Source organism: Phenylobacterium aquaticum (assembly GCF_022695515.1).
Lineage (GTDB): Bacteria > Pseudomonadota > Alphaproteobacteria > Caulobacterales > Caulobacteraceae > Phenylobacterium > Phenylobacterium aquaticum.
In genome coordinates, this window is the sequence record NZ_JALDPT010000004.1 from 34,363 (window position 1) to 49,112 (window position 14,750).

Consider the following 14,750-nt stretch of genomic DNA (forward strand, 5'->3'; position numbering starts at 1 on the left):
TCGGTTGGCCCCACGCCCGTCCTGCAGCATCCTGAGCTAAGACAACGGCGACCGTCAGCGTACGTCGAGAATTCATAAGGGGAGAGGCGAACCATGCGAAGGAAACTCGCGTTCTGTACGTCCGCCGCGGCCATCGCGCTGCTGAGCAGCGCCCAGGCGGCCGCCGCGGCGGAATCCGCCGACAAGGGCGCTCTGGTGGAGGAGGTGCTGGTCACCGGCACCAAGCGGACCACCGCACTGCAGGAAACCCCTGTGGCCATCACCGCCATCAGCTCGGCGACCCTTGAGCAGGAGCATGTGAACACCGTCGCCGACGTGACCCGTCTGGTGCCGAGCTTCGCGGCCACCACCGAGGGCGACCACGGCGTGATCACCATGACGATGCGCGGCATCGGCAATGACAGCGCCAAGACCGAATACGCTGACCCGGAAGTCGCCCTGTTCGTCGACGGCATCTATACGCCGCGCGCCGAGGGCGCCTCGTCCCTGCTGTTCGACCTGGACTCGGTCGAAGTGCTGCGCGGTCCGCAAGGCACGCTCTGGGGCCGCAACTCGACGGTCGGCGCGGTGAACATGCAGACCGCCAAGCCCGTCCTCGGCGACAGCTTCGGCAATATCATGGTCGGCGGCGGGACCTATAACCGGGTCGGCGCCCGCGGCGCGGTCAACATTCCGGTCAGCGACACCTTCGCGCTGCGGATCGCCTTCGCCAAGGAACAGCACGACGGCTATGTGAAGTACCAGACGCCCAAGCTGCCCTCGATCGCCAGCCAGCAGGCGGCCTATATCGCCGGCGGCGGCACGCTGGCGACCTTCAAGCCGATCAACGCCGGGACCTTTGTCCAGGCCGGGCCGCGCTACAGCGCCCAGGACCAGGCCGCGGTGCGGGTCGGCGCCCTCTACAAGCCCAGCGACAGCCTGGCCTGGAACGTCTCCTACGAATATTTCCAGGACCGCGGCACGCCGGGCATGAACCTGATGCAGCAGCCGCGCGCCGGGGAGGACTTCTGGTCGGCCCTGATCGACGTGGCGCCCTATCTGCACCGCGACGTCCACGCCTTCCGCAGCAATCTGAACTGGGACCTCAGCGACAAGGTCGCGCTGAGCTACATCGCCGGCTACACGCGCTTCGACGGCTCGTCGAACTTCGACCAGGACGGCGGCGCACATATCCCGACCAGCTTCGCGACCGGCGCCACCTATCAGGAAGACCGGACCAACAACTCCCGCTACTCCAACTTCAGCCACGAGGTGTCGCTGAAGTCCAAGGGCGAGAACACGGTCGACTGGATCCTGGGCCTCTACTACGCCTCGGAAGACAACTCGATCCGCTTCGACATCCCGATCTTCAACGGGACCAAGGAGGGCACGGTCGGCTGGCAGGGCTCGTTCATCCAGCCCAAGGAGACGGTCCGGTCCAAGGCCGTGTTCGGTCAGGCCACCTGGCACATGACCGACAACTTCCGGCTCACCGGCGGTCTGCGGTACACGGATGATCAGCGCGCCAACAAGGGCGGCACCAACAACGCCTGGGCCTATAATCCGGCGGTTCCCCAGGTGCCGCTCGATCCGGGCACCAACCCGCTGACCTCGCCGGCCTACACCACCTACCAGCACAATGACGGCAAGTACTCGGACTCCAAGGCCACCTGGCTGGCCCGGGCCGACTATGACGTCAGCCACGACTTCCTGATCTATGCCAGCGTCTCCAGCGGCTACAAGTCGGGCGGTCTGCAGGACGGCGGCGTGCCCTATGGGCCGGAAACCTTGATCAATTACGAGATCGGGACCAAGATGACGCTGCTGGACGGTCGCATGACCTTCAACAACGCCCTGTTCTACGAGGACTTCCAGGACTTCCAGTTCAGCGCCCCGGTCACCTTCGCCGGCGGCAACCGCGGTCTGGCCACCTCCAACGCCGACGGCGCCAAGGTGAAGGGCTTTGAATCGGAAATCACCTTCCGCCCGACCGCCAAGGACACCTTCCAGGTCGCCGCCTCGTTCCTGAACACCAAGCTGGGCAAGCTCCTGGCCGGGTCGAACGACTATTCGAACCTGCCGGTCTGCCCCGACAAGTCGATCAGCAATCCGTGCATGGACGTCACCGGCCACAAGCTGCCGCACGCGCCCAACGCCGCCTTCCAGGTGGTCTATCAGCACGAGTTCGACCTGCCGAACGGCGGGACCTTCTCGCCGCGGATCTCCAGCCACTTCGAGACCGCCAGCTGGCTGTCGGTGTTCAATGACGGCGCTGGCGACAAGCAGAAGGCCTATCACCGGACGGACCTGAACCTGGTCTACAAGGCGCCGGGCGACCGGCCCTGGTCGATCGAACTGTTCGCCCAGAACCTCGAGGATGGTCGGATCAAGACCAACGCCGGGGTCACCAGCGACAACATCTACACCTCCCAGTACCTCCCGCCGCGCACCGTCGGGGCCAATCTGCGGGTGGACTTCTAGACCGAGAGCGGGGCCGGCGCGGCGCCGTCCAGTACGGCGACGCGCCGCCTCGTCCCCTATCCCCCGAGGGTGGCGTTCCCCCGCCCGGCCCCTCGCGTCTCCAGGCGGCGCGGCCCGCAGATCGCCGCGCCGCCTTTCTTTTTGGGTTGTCGAATGCCGCAGTTCCGTCTCGCCGCCTGTGTGTCCTTCCTGGCCCTGGCCATGGCGAGTCCAGGGGCCGGGGCGGGGACGGCCTCAGGCCTGGCCCACCCGGCGATCTGGCCCAGGGCGGCCTCGCCCAAGGTGATCACCGACGCCAAGACCGAGGCCTTCATCACCGGCCTGATGGCCCAGATGTCGGTGGAGGAGAAAGTCGGCCAGACCATCCAGGGCGACATCGCCTCCATGACGCCCGACGACCTGCGCGCCCATCCCCTGGGCTCCATCCTGGCCGGCGGCAATTCCGCGCCCGACGGCGACAACCGCGCGCCGGCCGAAAAATGGCTGGCGCTGACCAACGCCTATCGCGCCGTCGCGATGGAGGCCCGGCCGGCCACACCCCGATCCCGCTCCTGACCGGCATCGACGCCGTCCACGGGCACAACAATGTGCCCGGCGCGACCATCTTCCCGCACAATATCGGCCTGGGCGCAGCCCGCGATCCCGACCTGATCCGCCGCATCGGCGCGGCGACGGCAGAAGAGGTGGGCGTCACCGGCTGGGACTGGACCTTCGGGCCCACGGTCGCCGTGCCCCGCGACGTCCGGTGGGGCCGCACCTATGAGGGCTACGCCGAGGATCCCGAGATTTCGCGCGCCTATGCCGGCCCCATGACGCTCGGATTGCAGGGGGCGCTGCAGGCGGGCAAGCCGCTGGGGCCCCGGCATATCGCCGGCTCAGCCAAGCATTTCCTGGGCGACGGCGGCACGGCCGGCGGGAAGGACCAGGGCGACGCCGAGATCAGCGAGCACGACCTGATCGCCCTGCATGCCCAGGGCTATCCCCCCGCCATCGACGCCGGCATCCTGACCGTGATGGCCTCGTTCTCCAGCTGGAACGGCGTCAAGCACACGGCGAACAAGAGCCTGCTGACCGATGTGCTGAAAGGTCGGATGGGGTTCCAGGGCTTCGTGGTCGGCGACTGGAACGCCCACGGCCAGGTCCCCGGCTGCACCACGGTCAGCTGCCCGGCGGCGATCAACGCCGGGCTCGACATGTACATGGCCCCCGACAGCTGGAAGGGCCTCTATGAGAACACGCTCGCCCAGGTGAAGTCCGGCGAGATCCCCATGGCGCGGCTGGACGACGCCGTGCGCCGCATCCTGCGGGTCAAGGTCAAGGCCGGGCTGTTCGCCGGGCCTCGTCCGGACGCCGGCCATTTCGACCGACTGGGCTCGCCCGACCACCGCGCGCTGGCCCGCGAGGCGGTGCGCAAGTCCCTGGTGCTCTTGAAGAACGACGGCGTCCTGCCGATCAAAGCGAACGTCCGCGTGCTGGTGGCCGGCGACGGGGCCGACGACATCGGCAAGCAGTCGGGGGGCTGGACCTACAGCTGGCAGGGCACGGGCAACACCAATGTCGACTTCCCGCACGGCCAGTCGATCTATGCCGGCATCGCCGAGGCGCTCGCCGCCGGGGGCGGCAAGGCGGAACTCTCCGTAAGCGGACAGTTCTCGCAAAAGCCCGACGTCGCCGTCGTGGTCTTCGGCGAGAACCCCTATGCCGAGTTCCAGGGCGACCAGCCCACCGTCGAGTATCAGCCCGGCGCCAAGATCGACCTGGCCCTGATCCAGCGGCTGAAGTCCCAGGGCGTGCCGGTGGTGGCGGTGTTCCTGTCCGGCCGCCCCCTGTGGGTGAACCGCGAGATCAACGCCGCCGACGCCTTCGTGGCCGCCTGGCTGCCGGGATCGGAGGGCGGCGGCGTGGCCGACGTGCTGGTCCGCCGCCCCAACGGCGCCGTGAACCACGATTTCACCGGCAGGCTGTCGTTCTCCTGGCCCAGGCGCGCCGACCAGGCGCCGCTCGATCACGGGCAGCCGGGCTATGACCCGCAGTTCGCCTATGGCTACGGCCTGAGCTACGCCCACGGGGCCGTGACCCCGAAGCTGCCGGAGGATCCCGGCGCCGTGGCCGCCCAGGTTAATCTCGACCGCTATTTCGTCGCCGGCCATGTCGCCGCGCCCTGGAGCCTCGCCCTGGAGGGCGCCGTCACCACCCGCGCCATTGACGCCGGCGCCCAGGAGAACGCCCGCCTGGCCGAATGGACCGGGCCGGGCGCCGTGGCCATCACCGGTCCCGCCGCCGACCTGTCGCGTCAGACCACCGGCGACATGGCGGTGATGATCCGCTACCGGCTGGACAGAAGCGGGACCGCGCCCGTCACCCTCGGCCTGGGCTGCGGCCCGCAATGCGGCGCGAGCCTCGACGTCAGCCGGCTGATCGGCGCCGCGCCGCTGGGCCAATGGCGGACGCTCAAGATCAAGCTCTCCTGCTTCAAGGCGGCCGGCGCGCGCATGGATCAGGTCGACGCCCCGGTGCGTCTGACCGCCTCGGCGCCCCTGGCCTTGGCCTTCAGCGAGCTGAGGCTGGTCACCAACGAGGGCGACGCCGTCTGCCCCTGATCAGGGGGCGGGCGGGGCGGTGGATTTCCGCAGGATCAGTTCGGAGGGGGGCAGATGGCCGACGGCGTCCTGGTCGCAGTCGGCGGCGACCTCCCCCTGGATCAGGGCCCGGGTGGCGTAGTCCGCCATCTCGACCAGGGGCTGGCGCATGGTGGTCAGCTGCGGCCGGCTGAACCGGGCGCTGGAGCTGTCGTCGAACCCCGCCACCGAGATGTGCTCGGGCGTCGACAGGCCCGCGTCGGCGATGGCCGAAAGGCAGCCCAGCGCCATGTCGTCATTGCTGGCGAAGATGGCGGTCGGCCGCGCCGCCAGGCTCAGCAGCCGCCGGGCGGCCTCGACCCCCGACTGGAAGGTGAAGTCCCCGGCCTGGATCCAGTCCGCCTGAACCTCCAGCCCATGGGCGGCCATGGCCTCGACATAGCCCTGCTGGCGGGCGCGGCTGGAGCCGTAGCGCGCATCGCCCAGCACGAAGCCGATGCGCCGGTGGCCCAGGCCGATCAGATGCTCGGTCATCTTCGCCGCGGCGGCCCGGTCGTCCATCTTCAGGCGCAGGCCCCCGCCGACGTCCCGTTCGGGGCCCAGGCGGACGAAGGGGGTGTGGGACTTCCGCAGCAGGTCGAGCACGGTCTGGTCGTCGGAGCTGGGCGGGGTCAGCAGCACCCCGTCCGGCTTCAGGGCGGCCAGCAGATTGCCCACCTCCTGGCGAACCCGGGGCGTGTCGTGATCGATCAGCTCCAGCAGGAAATGATAGCCCAGCTCGCGGCAGGGGCCCGTGGCCCCCAGCTGGATCCGCGACAGATAGTCGGCGCCCTGCTCGCTGCGCCAATGGTCCATGGTGAGCGACGCATCGACGAATGCGGCGATGACGAAGGACTTCGATCCCGCCAGGCTGCGCGCCGACAGATTGGGGTGATAGCCCAGGGCCTCTGCCGCGGCGGTGACCTTCTCCCGCGTCGCCGCCCGCACATTGGGCTCGGCGTTCATGACCCGCGAGACGGTCTTGATCGACACGCCCGCCTGGGCGGCCACATCATAGATCGTCACCGACGCCATGGGGTCCTTCCGCTGACACTGTTCAAGCTGGAGCCTAGCATCCTGGGGCCGTTCGCAAGGCCTGATAAGCTGCAAATGCGCGCGCCGCCGAATCGGGAGCAACCCGAAACCGGCGCGGGTTCGAGGGGAGGGCGGCCATGACGGCGCGCGAGGCGGGGCGTCCGGTCGAACCGGTCGGGCGCGGATTCATCGGCGGCTACACCCTGGCCCAGGTCGGGGCCTATATCTCGTTCATGCCCCTGTTCCAGGTGCTGCTGCCGCTGAAGGCGGCCGCGCTGGATCCGGCGCACAAGACGGTGCTGCTCAGCCAGGTCGGGCTGCTGGGCGCGGTGGTGGCGGCTCTGGCCAATCTGGCGGCCGGCGCGATCAGCGACCGGACGACCTGGTCCATGGGGCGGCGGAAGCCCTGGCTGCTGATCGGCGGGGCCGGGACGCTCGCCGCCTATGGCCTGATCTACCAGGCCAGCAACGCCTTCGCCCTGATGGGGGCGATCATGGTCTTCCAGCTGGGCTTCAACTTCCTGTTCGCCGCCCTGCTGGCGGTGATGGCCGACCAGGTGCCCGACGCCCAGAAGGGCCTGGTCTCGGCCATGCTCAGCCTGGGCTATCCGCTGGGAACCCTGGTCGGCACCTCGGTGGTAGGCGGGTTGATCGCCGGCGAGGGCCTGCGGTTCGTGGCCATAGCCGTGGTGCTGGTTGCGACCCTGCTGCCCTTCACCCTGGCCCTGAAGGACCGTCCCGCACCGCGGATCGCGCGACCCCGCCGGAGTCTGGGCGAGATGCTGCGGTTCTTCTCCATCGATCCCCGCGCCCATCCGGATTTCGCCCTGGCCTGGGCCGGCCGGCTGATGGTCATCCTCGGCTTCGTGGTGGTGCAGGGCTACACCCTCTATTTCCTGCAGGACGTCCTGCACATCGGGCGATCGGGGATCGGCCGCACGCCGGCCCAGGGCCTGGCCCTGCTGACCGCCCTCTCCGCCGTGGCCAATATCGTCTTCTCGCTGCTGAGCGGCCTGATTTCCGACCGGGTCGGTCGCCGCAAGCTGTTCGTGGCCGCCGGCGCCCTGGTCCTGGCCTTCTCCCTGGCGGCCTTCGCTCTGACCCCCAACTGGACGACGGCGATGATCGCCTATGTCGCCTATGGCTGCGGGGCGGGCTGCTACAACGCCGTCGACATGGCCCTGATCACCCAGGTGCTGCCCTCGGCCGATGACGCAGGCAAGGATCTCGGCCTGATCAACCTCTCCAACGCCATCCCCCAGATCATCGCCCCCCTGCTGGCCGTCTGGCTGACCAGCGTGCTCGGCGCCGACCTGCGGGCCCTGTTCCTGGTCGCCGCCGCCACCTGCGGCCTGGGCGGCCTGATCGTTCTGCCGATCCGCAGCGTGCGATAGGCGGGGGCTCGAACGCACCAAGGTCTCCTGGCTGGACAGTGTGTGACAGCGCTGTCAATGTATCGCCGGTTCAATGGGCGGAGACAACGGTTCTTTTCGCGCGGGGCAGGCGCCCCGGCGAAGCGCCGCGGCCGCCAAGCTCCGAGGCGTCCATGTCCACGCGTCTGAAGACCAGCCCGATCCGCTTCGCCCTGCTGGGGGACCTCGGTGGCACCCATGCCCGGTTCGCCATCGCCGAGATCGGGCCGGGCGGGGTGATGCTGCGCGACCCCATGAGCATCAAGGCCGCCGGCCATCGTACCGCCGAACATGCGGCCATGGCCTATATGGCGGCGATCGGTCTGCGCGAGCGGATCAGCCTGGCCATGATCGCCTGCGCCGGGCCCGTGACCGACGAGCGGGTCGCCCTGACCAATCTCGACTGGACCCTGACGGCGACCGGCCTGCGCGCCCGGCTCGGCCTGGATCAGGCGGCCCTGATCAATGATCTTGAGGCGGTGGGCTGGGCCGCGCCGGAGCTGGCGCAGAGCGATCTGCAGGTCATCGGGCCCGACTTGGCCGGCGCCGCGGCCGCCCCCATCGCGGTGGTCGGGGCCGGCACGGGCTTCAACGCCGCCAGCTGGCGGCGCGTCGACGGCCGCGAGGTGGTGCTGGTTGGCGAATGCGGCCACGCCAGCTTCGCCGCCACCGATCCCTTGGAGATGGAGGTGGTGCGCCGCCTGACCGACCGCTTTGGCCGGGTGTCGGTCGAGCGCCTGGTCTCCGGTCCGGGTATGCTGAACCTCTATCGGACGCTTTGCGAGATTGAGGCTGCGGCTCCGGCCTGCGCACGGCCGGACCAGGTTCCCGTCCTGGCCCGCGCCGGCGACCGCCTGGCCCGCAGCGCGGTGATCCTGTTCTGCGGCCTCCTGGGCGCCGCGGCCGGGGACCTCGCCCTGACGCTTGGCGCGCGGGGCGGCGTGCTGATCGCCGGCGGCATCGCGCCTGGCCTGCTGCCCGAGCTGGCGGCCGGCGAGTTCCGCCGCCGCTTCGAGGCCAAGGGCCGGTTCCAGTCCTATCTGGCCGGCATACCGACGCGGGTGATCCTGCATCCGCACGCCGCCCTGGTCGGGGCCGGCCGGGCGCTGCTATCGCGGGTGGGTGAGGGGGTCTAGCGGCGGATCAGGCGGCGGATTCCGAGGGCGTCTCGTCCTCGCCAAAGATCGCCATCTCCTCGGCCGTGGCCGCGGCGAACAGGTCCTGGGCCTCCACCGACCCGGCCATCAGCTCCACCGCCGCATCCGCGTCGGCCTTGGGCCAGCGCGAGAGGTCAGGCCCCAGCGTCGCCAGCTGTTCCTTCAGGTCGTCCAGGTCCATGGCCACAGATCTTCTTCTGCTTTTGGAGTTGGGTTCTGAGCGCTTGGCGGCCCCGCTTGAGGAGGGACCGAACCGCCTGCTCCGTCGAATCCATCGTGGTCGCTATTCTAGCGACATCGAAATCTTGGAAATAGAAGAGCATTAGAGCTTCGCGCTGGGCGTGCGGAATTTTCGCCAAGGCCGCCTTCAGCGCAACCGAAGCGTCCTTTTCCTCCAGCCGGGCGTGCTGGCTGGCCGCGAAGTCGCGGGGCCCGTCGGCGTCGGCCAGGGCCTGGACCACCTCGTCGCGTTCCGGGGTCGGCTTGCGCTTGCGGCGCTGGTCGATGGCCTTGTTGATGGCGATCCGGCTTAGCCAGGTGGTGAACTTCGCCGCGCCCCGCGTCCATCCCGCCTGATGGCGCCAGGCGGACAGGAAGGTCTCCTGAGCGACGTCCTCGGCCTCCTGGGCGTCGCCCAGAATGTTGAACGCCAACCGACGGATAAAGCGATTGTGCCGGTCCATCAGGATGCGCAAAGCCGCCTGGCTCCCCCGGCAGCTCGCCTCGAAGAGATCCTCGTCCGACGCCGTGCGCAGGTCCTGGGTGTCCAGGTCCGGTCGCGAGTGTTCGATGTTGAGGTACATGTGAAGAACGCCGTTCGCTCGATGTGCTGAACAACGTCACGCAATTGGGGCGCCAAAACACGATTTTGACCTAATATTCCAGAGTCCATGATCTGAATCCGAAGAATTTCAACGCGAGGTCGCGATTTGAAATTCAGTGCAAAGTTCTCGTAACCTGGCGATCGACTCTTGCAACGATTCCGAAACACTCGGACGATTCAGGAGGCCAATTATGTTTGATAGGAGACCATTGTAAAAGACCGCGAGCCGTGTCCGGTCGACGCCCGAAGCCCCCATCTCCAGCGCCGCGCGCAGGGAAAACAGGATCTGGGTGCACCGCGCGGTGTGTCGGCACATTTGATCCAGCCGGTTTTGCTCATAGGCGCCTTTTGCCGCCCAGAGCTCCCGGCACAGGGTCTCGTGCGCCAGCAGGAGCACGTCGGCGGGCCTTTGGTTCAGGCGCTGGCTGGCGCCATAGGCGGCGATCGCCTGGGCGAGGGGAGGGTTAGGAGGCACTGGAGCTGCTGCTTGCGAGGATGGACGCGATCTGTTGCTGGAGAAGCTTCGCGGCCGAGACCTCGTTCTCCATCTTCGCGTACTTGTTGATCAGGGTCTGGCGGTAGGTCTCCGCGTCGCTGCGGATCTTGGACGACTGGGTGTCGAGGTCGTCGTCCTGGCTGGTCAGGCTGGCGACCTGGTTCTGGATCAGGCCGCTGGAGGTGTCGCCATAGCCGGTCATCAGGGCGCTGACCGCATTGGCGAAGCCCTGGGTCAGCTTGACCTTGATCGAGGTGTCGCCCGTCGCCACCAGGGCGAAGCTCAGCCCCTCATAGGCCGTGCCGTCCACGCCCACGATCCGGTTGCCGGACACCGTGAACAGGCCGCTCTGGCCCCCGACAGTGGCGCCGGTGAGATTGCCGTCGGAATCGGCGGTCACATCAAGGGTGAAGTCGAGAGAGCGGGTCGAGCTGTTCTTGAGCAGCTTCAGGGCGCTGTCGGAGGGGGTGAAGCTCGTCTCGAAGAATCCCTCCAGGTCGGAGATGTTCGACAGGATCGCGCTGTCCAGGGTGCTCTCGCTGGACAGCGTCAGGGAGTTGTCCGAGGCGAAGGTGACCCCCAGGTCGCTGATATGGGTGATGTCGCCGCCATTGGCCGAGGTCTGGGTGTTCATCAGCCCCGACAGCGACTGGCTCATCCCGCGCAGCAGGGAGTCGGCGAACAGCACCGCGTCGCTGGAGATGGAGCCGTCCGCGCCCACCGTCTGCTGGGTGGTGAGAAAGGTGCGCAGCGCATTATAGGCGGTGATGAAGCTGGTGACCGCGGTCTTCACCCCGTCATAGTTGGGGGCGACCTGCAGGGTGACGCTCGATCCGGAGGCGGTCGCCCCGACCAGCGAGATGCTGACCCCGGGGATCACGTCGTCCAGCTCGTTGGTGTCGCGGGTCACCGTCGCGCCGTCCAGGGTGACGATGGCCGGCTGTGCGGCCTGGGCGATGTTGGCGAAGGCCCCGGAGCTGTCGGTCAGGCCGAGCGCCGCCAGGATGTCGGTCCCCGAACTGGTCGCCGCGGTGATCGTCTGGTTGGTCTCGGCGCCGGACAGCACCATGCGATAGCTGGAGTCCGAGACCTTGATCAGGGTGGCGTTGACCCCGGTCTCCCCCTTGGCGGCGTTCATGGCGTCGACGATGTCCTGCAGGGTCATGTCGGAGGTGACGCTGATGGTCGCCGAGCCGCCCGCGCTGGTTCCCAGGGTGAAGGCGCCCGTGTAGCCGAGCGCCGTGTCCGAGACGGTGGCGTCGGCGGTGACCTTCATGGCCTTGGCGAGCTGGGTGACCGTCATGTCATAGCTGCCGGCCTGGGCGTCGGCGTCGGCGCTCACCGCCATCAGATTGGCGGTGTCGGTCCCATCCGACGAGGTCAGCCCCACCTGCTTGGCGTCGAAGGCGTTGGTCGTGGCCGTCGCGCTATAGGCCGGCGCGGCCAGGGGGGTGAGCGCCGTGGAGATGGCGTTCACCAGCCCCTGCAGGGTCTGATAGGCGGTGATCTTCGACTGGTTGGCGGTGACCTTGGCGTCGATGGTGTCGGCCCGCGCGGTCTTGGCGGCGACCGCGGCGGTGACCAGGGAATTGGTGTCCAGGCCCGAGGCCGTGGACGAGACATAGGTGGTCGACCCCGAGGTGACGACGGAGCCGGTGCTGGTCGTGGAGGAGGTGCTCATGGGCGCGGCCTTCGGGGTGGGAACGGCGAGCGGGGCTCGGGCGGAACAAGCGGCGGGGAAGCCCTCGGGCTCCCCCGCCCCGGGCGGACTACTGCATCAACTTCAGCAGGGACTGGGTCATGGAGTTCGCTTGGCCGAGGGCCGCGATCGCCGCGCTGGTCAGGGTCTGCGCGTTGGTGAAGTTGGTCTGCTCGGCGGCGACGTCCACGTCCATCAGGGTGGATTTCGCCGACTGCAGGTTCTCGAGCGAGGTCGAGATCACGTCGCCGCGGTAGCCGAAGCGGGAGAGCGTGGCCCCCACATTGGCGCGCTGCTCGGAGATCTGGCTGATCGCCGTGTCGAGAGAGTCCATGGCCGTGGCCGCGTCCGCCGCCGTGGCGACCGAGGATCCGCTGATGCCCAGCGAGGTGGTGTCGGCCCCGTCAAGTTGCACCGTGATGGTGTCGGTGCTGGCGGTGCCGACCAGGAAGCTCACGCCGGTGGAATAGTCGCTGGCGCCGTCCAGCAGCGACACACCATTGAACTTGGTGGTGCTGGAGATGTCGTCGACTTCCTGGGTGAGCTGCTGGTACTCGGCGTCGATATAGCCCCGCTCGGTGTCGCTGACCGTGCCCGACTGGGACTGGGCGGTGAGCGACTTCATCCGTTCCAGGATCGAGCTGATGTTGGACAGAGCGCCATCAGCCGTCTGGAGCACGGCCTGGCCGTGCTGGGTGTTGATCGAGGCTTGCTTCAGGACAGCGATATCCGCGCCCATGGTCGTGCCGATGGCCAGACCCGAGGCGTCGTCGGAAGCCGACTGGATACGCGAGCCGCTGGACAGCTTGGCCAGCGAGTCGCTCTGCGCGGCTGAGTTGGTGTTCAGATAGCGCAGCGCCGTGTTGGCGGCGGTGTTGGTCGAGATAACAGGCATTTTCTAATCCGCTTCTCTGGCTTGGACATCCGGCCCCGGGACCCGGGGTTCGGGAAGCCCGCCGCGGTTCTCGGCGTTCGGGCCTCGACCATTGAACGAGGCGATCTCCGCCGATGGGGCGCGGGATCGGCAGCCGGCCGGAAAAAATCTTCAGCCCGAAAAAACCCCGCCCCATCGGCGCGGGTCGCTCCGTTGAACCCGATGAGCGCGCCGCCCGGCCGCCCGTTCATCCGACGACGGAGAGGGTTCCGATGACCACGATTTCATCCGCCACGAGCACCGCCACCACGACGGCGGCCACGACCTCCGCCTCGACCAGCGAGGCCGCCAAGACCCAGTTCCTGCAGCTCCTGACCACCCAGCTGAAGAACCAGAACCCGCTCAACCCGACCGATCCGTCGGAGTTCACCAGCCAGCTCGTCCAGTACGCTGGCCTCGAGCAGCAGATGAACACCAACACCACCCTGGACACGATCTCCAGCAACCTGTCGTCGCTGCTGACCCAGGTCTCCCAGCTCGCCTCGCAAGCCTGAGCGCGGTCGCCATGAGCCTGTCCTCCGCGCTTTCCTCCGCCGTCTCCAGCCTGACCGCCCAGAGCCTGGCGCTCTCGGCCATCTCGGAGAACATCGCCAACTCCTCGACCACCGCCTACAAGACCAAGGAGACCAGCTTCGACGCCCTGGTGACCGGGGCCATGGGCTCCTCGACCAGCATCTCCAGCGTGGTGGCCAAGCAGAGCCAGGCCATGCGGGTCCAGGGCTTGGTGTCCTCGACCAGCGTCGCCACCAACGCCGCCATCCAGGGCGACGGCTTCTTCGTGGTCGCCGACTCCTCGACCGCCAAGGCCTCGGAATACGCCTACAGCCGCAATGGCAGCTTCGCCGCCGACGCCAGCGGCTACCTCGTCAACAGCGAGGGCTACTACCTGATGGGCTTCCCGACGGATTCCGACGGCAATGTCCTGGCGGCCAACACCAACGACATCAGCAATCTGAAGCCGATCAACGTCTCCTCGATCAGCGGCACGGCGGAGGCGACGGACAAGGTCACCATGTCGGCCAATCTCCCGGCCGACGCGGCGGTGGGCGACAGCTTCACCTCGTCCATGACGGTGATCGACTCCCTGGGCGTCAGCCAGACCATCGACCAGACCTGGACCAAGACCGCCGCCAACAGCTGGACGCTCGCGCTGGCCAATCCCTACGCCAGCGCCGACACAACGGCGACCCAGACAGGGACCATCTCGCCGACCAGCATCGATGTGACCTTCGATTCCAACGGGGTCCTGGCCTCCACCAATCCCGATCCGATCGCGCTCTCCATCTCCGGCTACACCAGCGGGGCGGCGGACGGGGCCATCACCCTCAACCTCGGCACGGTCGGGGGCACCGACGGGCTCACCCAGTACGCCTCGACCACCTCGACCCCGGCGATCGAGAACCCGACGGTGGAGGCCAATGGCTCGCGCTATGGCCAGCTGTCCTCGGTCACCATCGGCGCCGACGGCCTGGTCACGGCGGCCTTCGACAACGGCCTCAGCGTCACGATCTACAAGGTGCCGGTCGCCACCTTCAACAATCCCAACGGCCTGACCCAGATCTCCGGCACGGTCTATGACGAGAACCAGGCGGCCGGCCAGGTGGCCCTGTCCTGGGCCGGGACCGGCGGGGCCGGCAGCCTGGTGGCCAGCGCGCTGGAGGGCTCGGCGACCGACACGGCGACCGAGTTCAACAAGATGATCGTCGCCCAGCAGGCCTATTCCGCCGCCTCCCAGGTGGTCACCACCGCCAAGGACATGTTCGATTCCCTGCTGCAGGCGGTCCGGTGACCGCCGCCCGCGATCTGGCGCGCCTGCGGCTGCAGGCCTGGGCGAGCCGCCGGGCGGGCCACACCGTGCCGGTCGTGGAGACCCAGGAAGAGGCCCTGCGCCTGGCCGAGACGGTGGCGCGCGGCCTGGCGGACCTCACCGAGGACGAGCGCCTGGATCTGCTCTCCGATCTCGACGTGATCGGCTCGGTGCTGTCGGCCCGGCTGAGCTGGCTGGAGCGCGAGATGGCGGCCGCCCGGGGCGAGCTCACCGCCGTCAACCAGGGCTGCGCGGCCATGGCCAGCTATCTGCGCGCGGTGACCCCCGCCGCCCGCAGGAAGGGCTGAC

At 68.3% G+C, this 14,750-nt stretch carries 12 protein-coding genes and 1 pseudogene; 7 read left to right on the plus strand and 6 right to left on the minus strand.

The features are described 5' to 3' along the window. The first annotated feature begins 93 nt into the window (after positions 1-93). Both MQH10_RS04325 and MQH10_RS04330 read left to right on the plus strand, forming a co-directional pair. Positions 94-2,460, plus strand: a complete 2,367-nt coding sequence (locus MQH10_RS04325; protein WP_242562839.1) for a TonB-dependent receptor — start codon at positions 94-96, stop codon at positions 2,458-2,460. 153 nt (positions 2,461-2,613) lie between these two features. Further along, positions 2,614-5,060, plus strand: a pseudogene (locus tag MQH10_RS04330) (glycoside hydrolase family 3 protein). Here MQH10_RS04330 and MQH10_RS04335 read toward each other — a convergent pair. After that, positions 5,061-6,113 carry a LacI family DNA-binding transcriptional regulator gene (locus MQH10_RS04335; RefSeq protein WP_242562840.1) on the minus strand — a complete coding sequence of 351 codons (1,053 nt, stop codon included), beginning with the start codon at positions 6,111-6,113 and terminating at the stop codon, positions 5,061-5,063. Between the two features lie 137 nt (positions 6,114-6,250). Here MQH10_RS04335 and MQH10_RS04340 point away from each other — a divergent pair, with 137 nt between their 5' ends. Both MQH10_RS04340 and glk read left to right on the plus strand, forming a co-directional pair. Beyond that, the gene (locus tag MQH10_RS04340) at positions 6,251-7,507 is read left to right on the plus strand and encodes an MFS transporter (protein ID WP_242562841.1); all 1,257 of its coding nucleotides are present in this window, start codon (positions 6,251-6,253) and stop codon (positions 7,505-7,507) included. 152 nt (positions 7,508-7,659) lie between these two features. Continuing rightward, positions 7,660-8,661: a glucokinase gene (gene glk, locus MQH10_RS04345; RefSeq protein ID WP_242562842.1), complete on the plus strand. Its 1,002-nt coding sequence runs from the start codon at positions 7,660-7,662 to the stop codon at positions 8,659-8,661. A 7-nt stretch (positions 8,662-8,668) separates the two neighbouring features. On the opposite strand, the gene MQH10_RS04350 is transcribed toward glk, so the two are convergent. From MQH10_RS04350 to MQH10_RS04365, 5 genes are all read right to left on the minus strand, one after another. Then, entirely contained in the window at positions 8,669-8,863 is a 195-nt protein-coding gene (locus MQH10_RS04350; protein ID WP_242562843.1) for a hypothetical protein, read from the minus strand. Further along, positions 8,817-9,485: a sigma-70 family RNA polymerase sigma factor gene (locus tag MQH10_RS04355; RefSeq protein WP_242562844.1), complete on the minus strand. Its 669-nt coding sequence runs from the start codon at positions 9,483-9,485 to the stop codon at positions 8,817-8,819. Before MQH10_RS04355 ends, MQH10_RS04350 begins: the two co-directional genes overlap by 47 nt. Before the next feature lie 108 nt (positions 9,486-9,593). Then, entirely contained in the window at positions 9,594-9,980 is a 387-nt protein-coding gene (locus tag MQH10_RS27020) for a flagellar protein FliS (protein ID WP_419720751.1), read from the minus strand. Beyond that, on the minus strand, positions 9,970-11,682 hold the full coding sequence (fliD, locus tag MQH10_RS04360; protein ID WP_242562845.1) for a flagellar filament capping protein FliD: 1,713 nt from the start codon (positions 11,680-11,682) through the stop codon (positions 9,970-9,972). The genes MQH10_RS27020 and fliD overlap by 11 nt, the downstream gene beginning before the upstream one ends. A gap of 88 nt (positions 11,683-11,770) precedes the next feature. Beyond that, positions 11,771-12,595, minus strand: a complete 825-nt coding sequence (locus MQH10_RS04365; RefSeq protein ID WP_242562846.1) for a flagellin — start codon at positions 12,593-12,595, stop codon at positions 11,771-11,773. A gap of 251 nt (positions 12,596-12,846) precedes the next feature. Here MQH10_RS04365 and MQH10_RS04370 point away from each other — a divergent pair, with 251 nt between their 5' ends. From MQH10_RS04370 to MQH10_RS04380, 3 genes are read left to right on the plus strand one after another with little or no spacing between them, the layout of a single operon-like run. Further along, positions 12,847-13,128, plus strand: coding sequence for a flagellar hook assembly protein FlgD (locus tag MQH10_RS04370; RefSeq protein WP_242562847.1), 282 nt, complete (start codon positions 12,847-12,849; stop codon positions 13,126-13,128). A gap of 11 nt (positions 13,129-13,139) precedes the next feature. Then, positions 13,140-14,423 (plus strand): flagellar hook protein FlgE, encoded by a 1,284-nt coding sequence (flgE, locus tag MQH10_RS04375; RefSeq protein ID WP_242562848.1) that lies wholly within the window; start codon positions 13,140-13,142, stop codon positions 14,421-14,423. After that, positions 14,420-14,749 (plus strand): hypothetical protein, encoded by a 330-nt coding sequence (locus MQH10_RS04380; RefSeq protein ID WP_242562849.1) that lies wholly within the window; start codon positions 14,420-14,422, stop codon positions 14,747-14,749. Before flgE ends, MQH10_RS04380 begins: the two co-directional genes overlap by 4 nt. Position 14,750 lies beyond the last annotated feature (1 nt).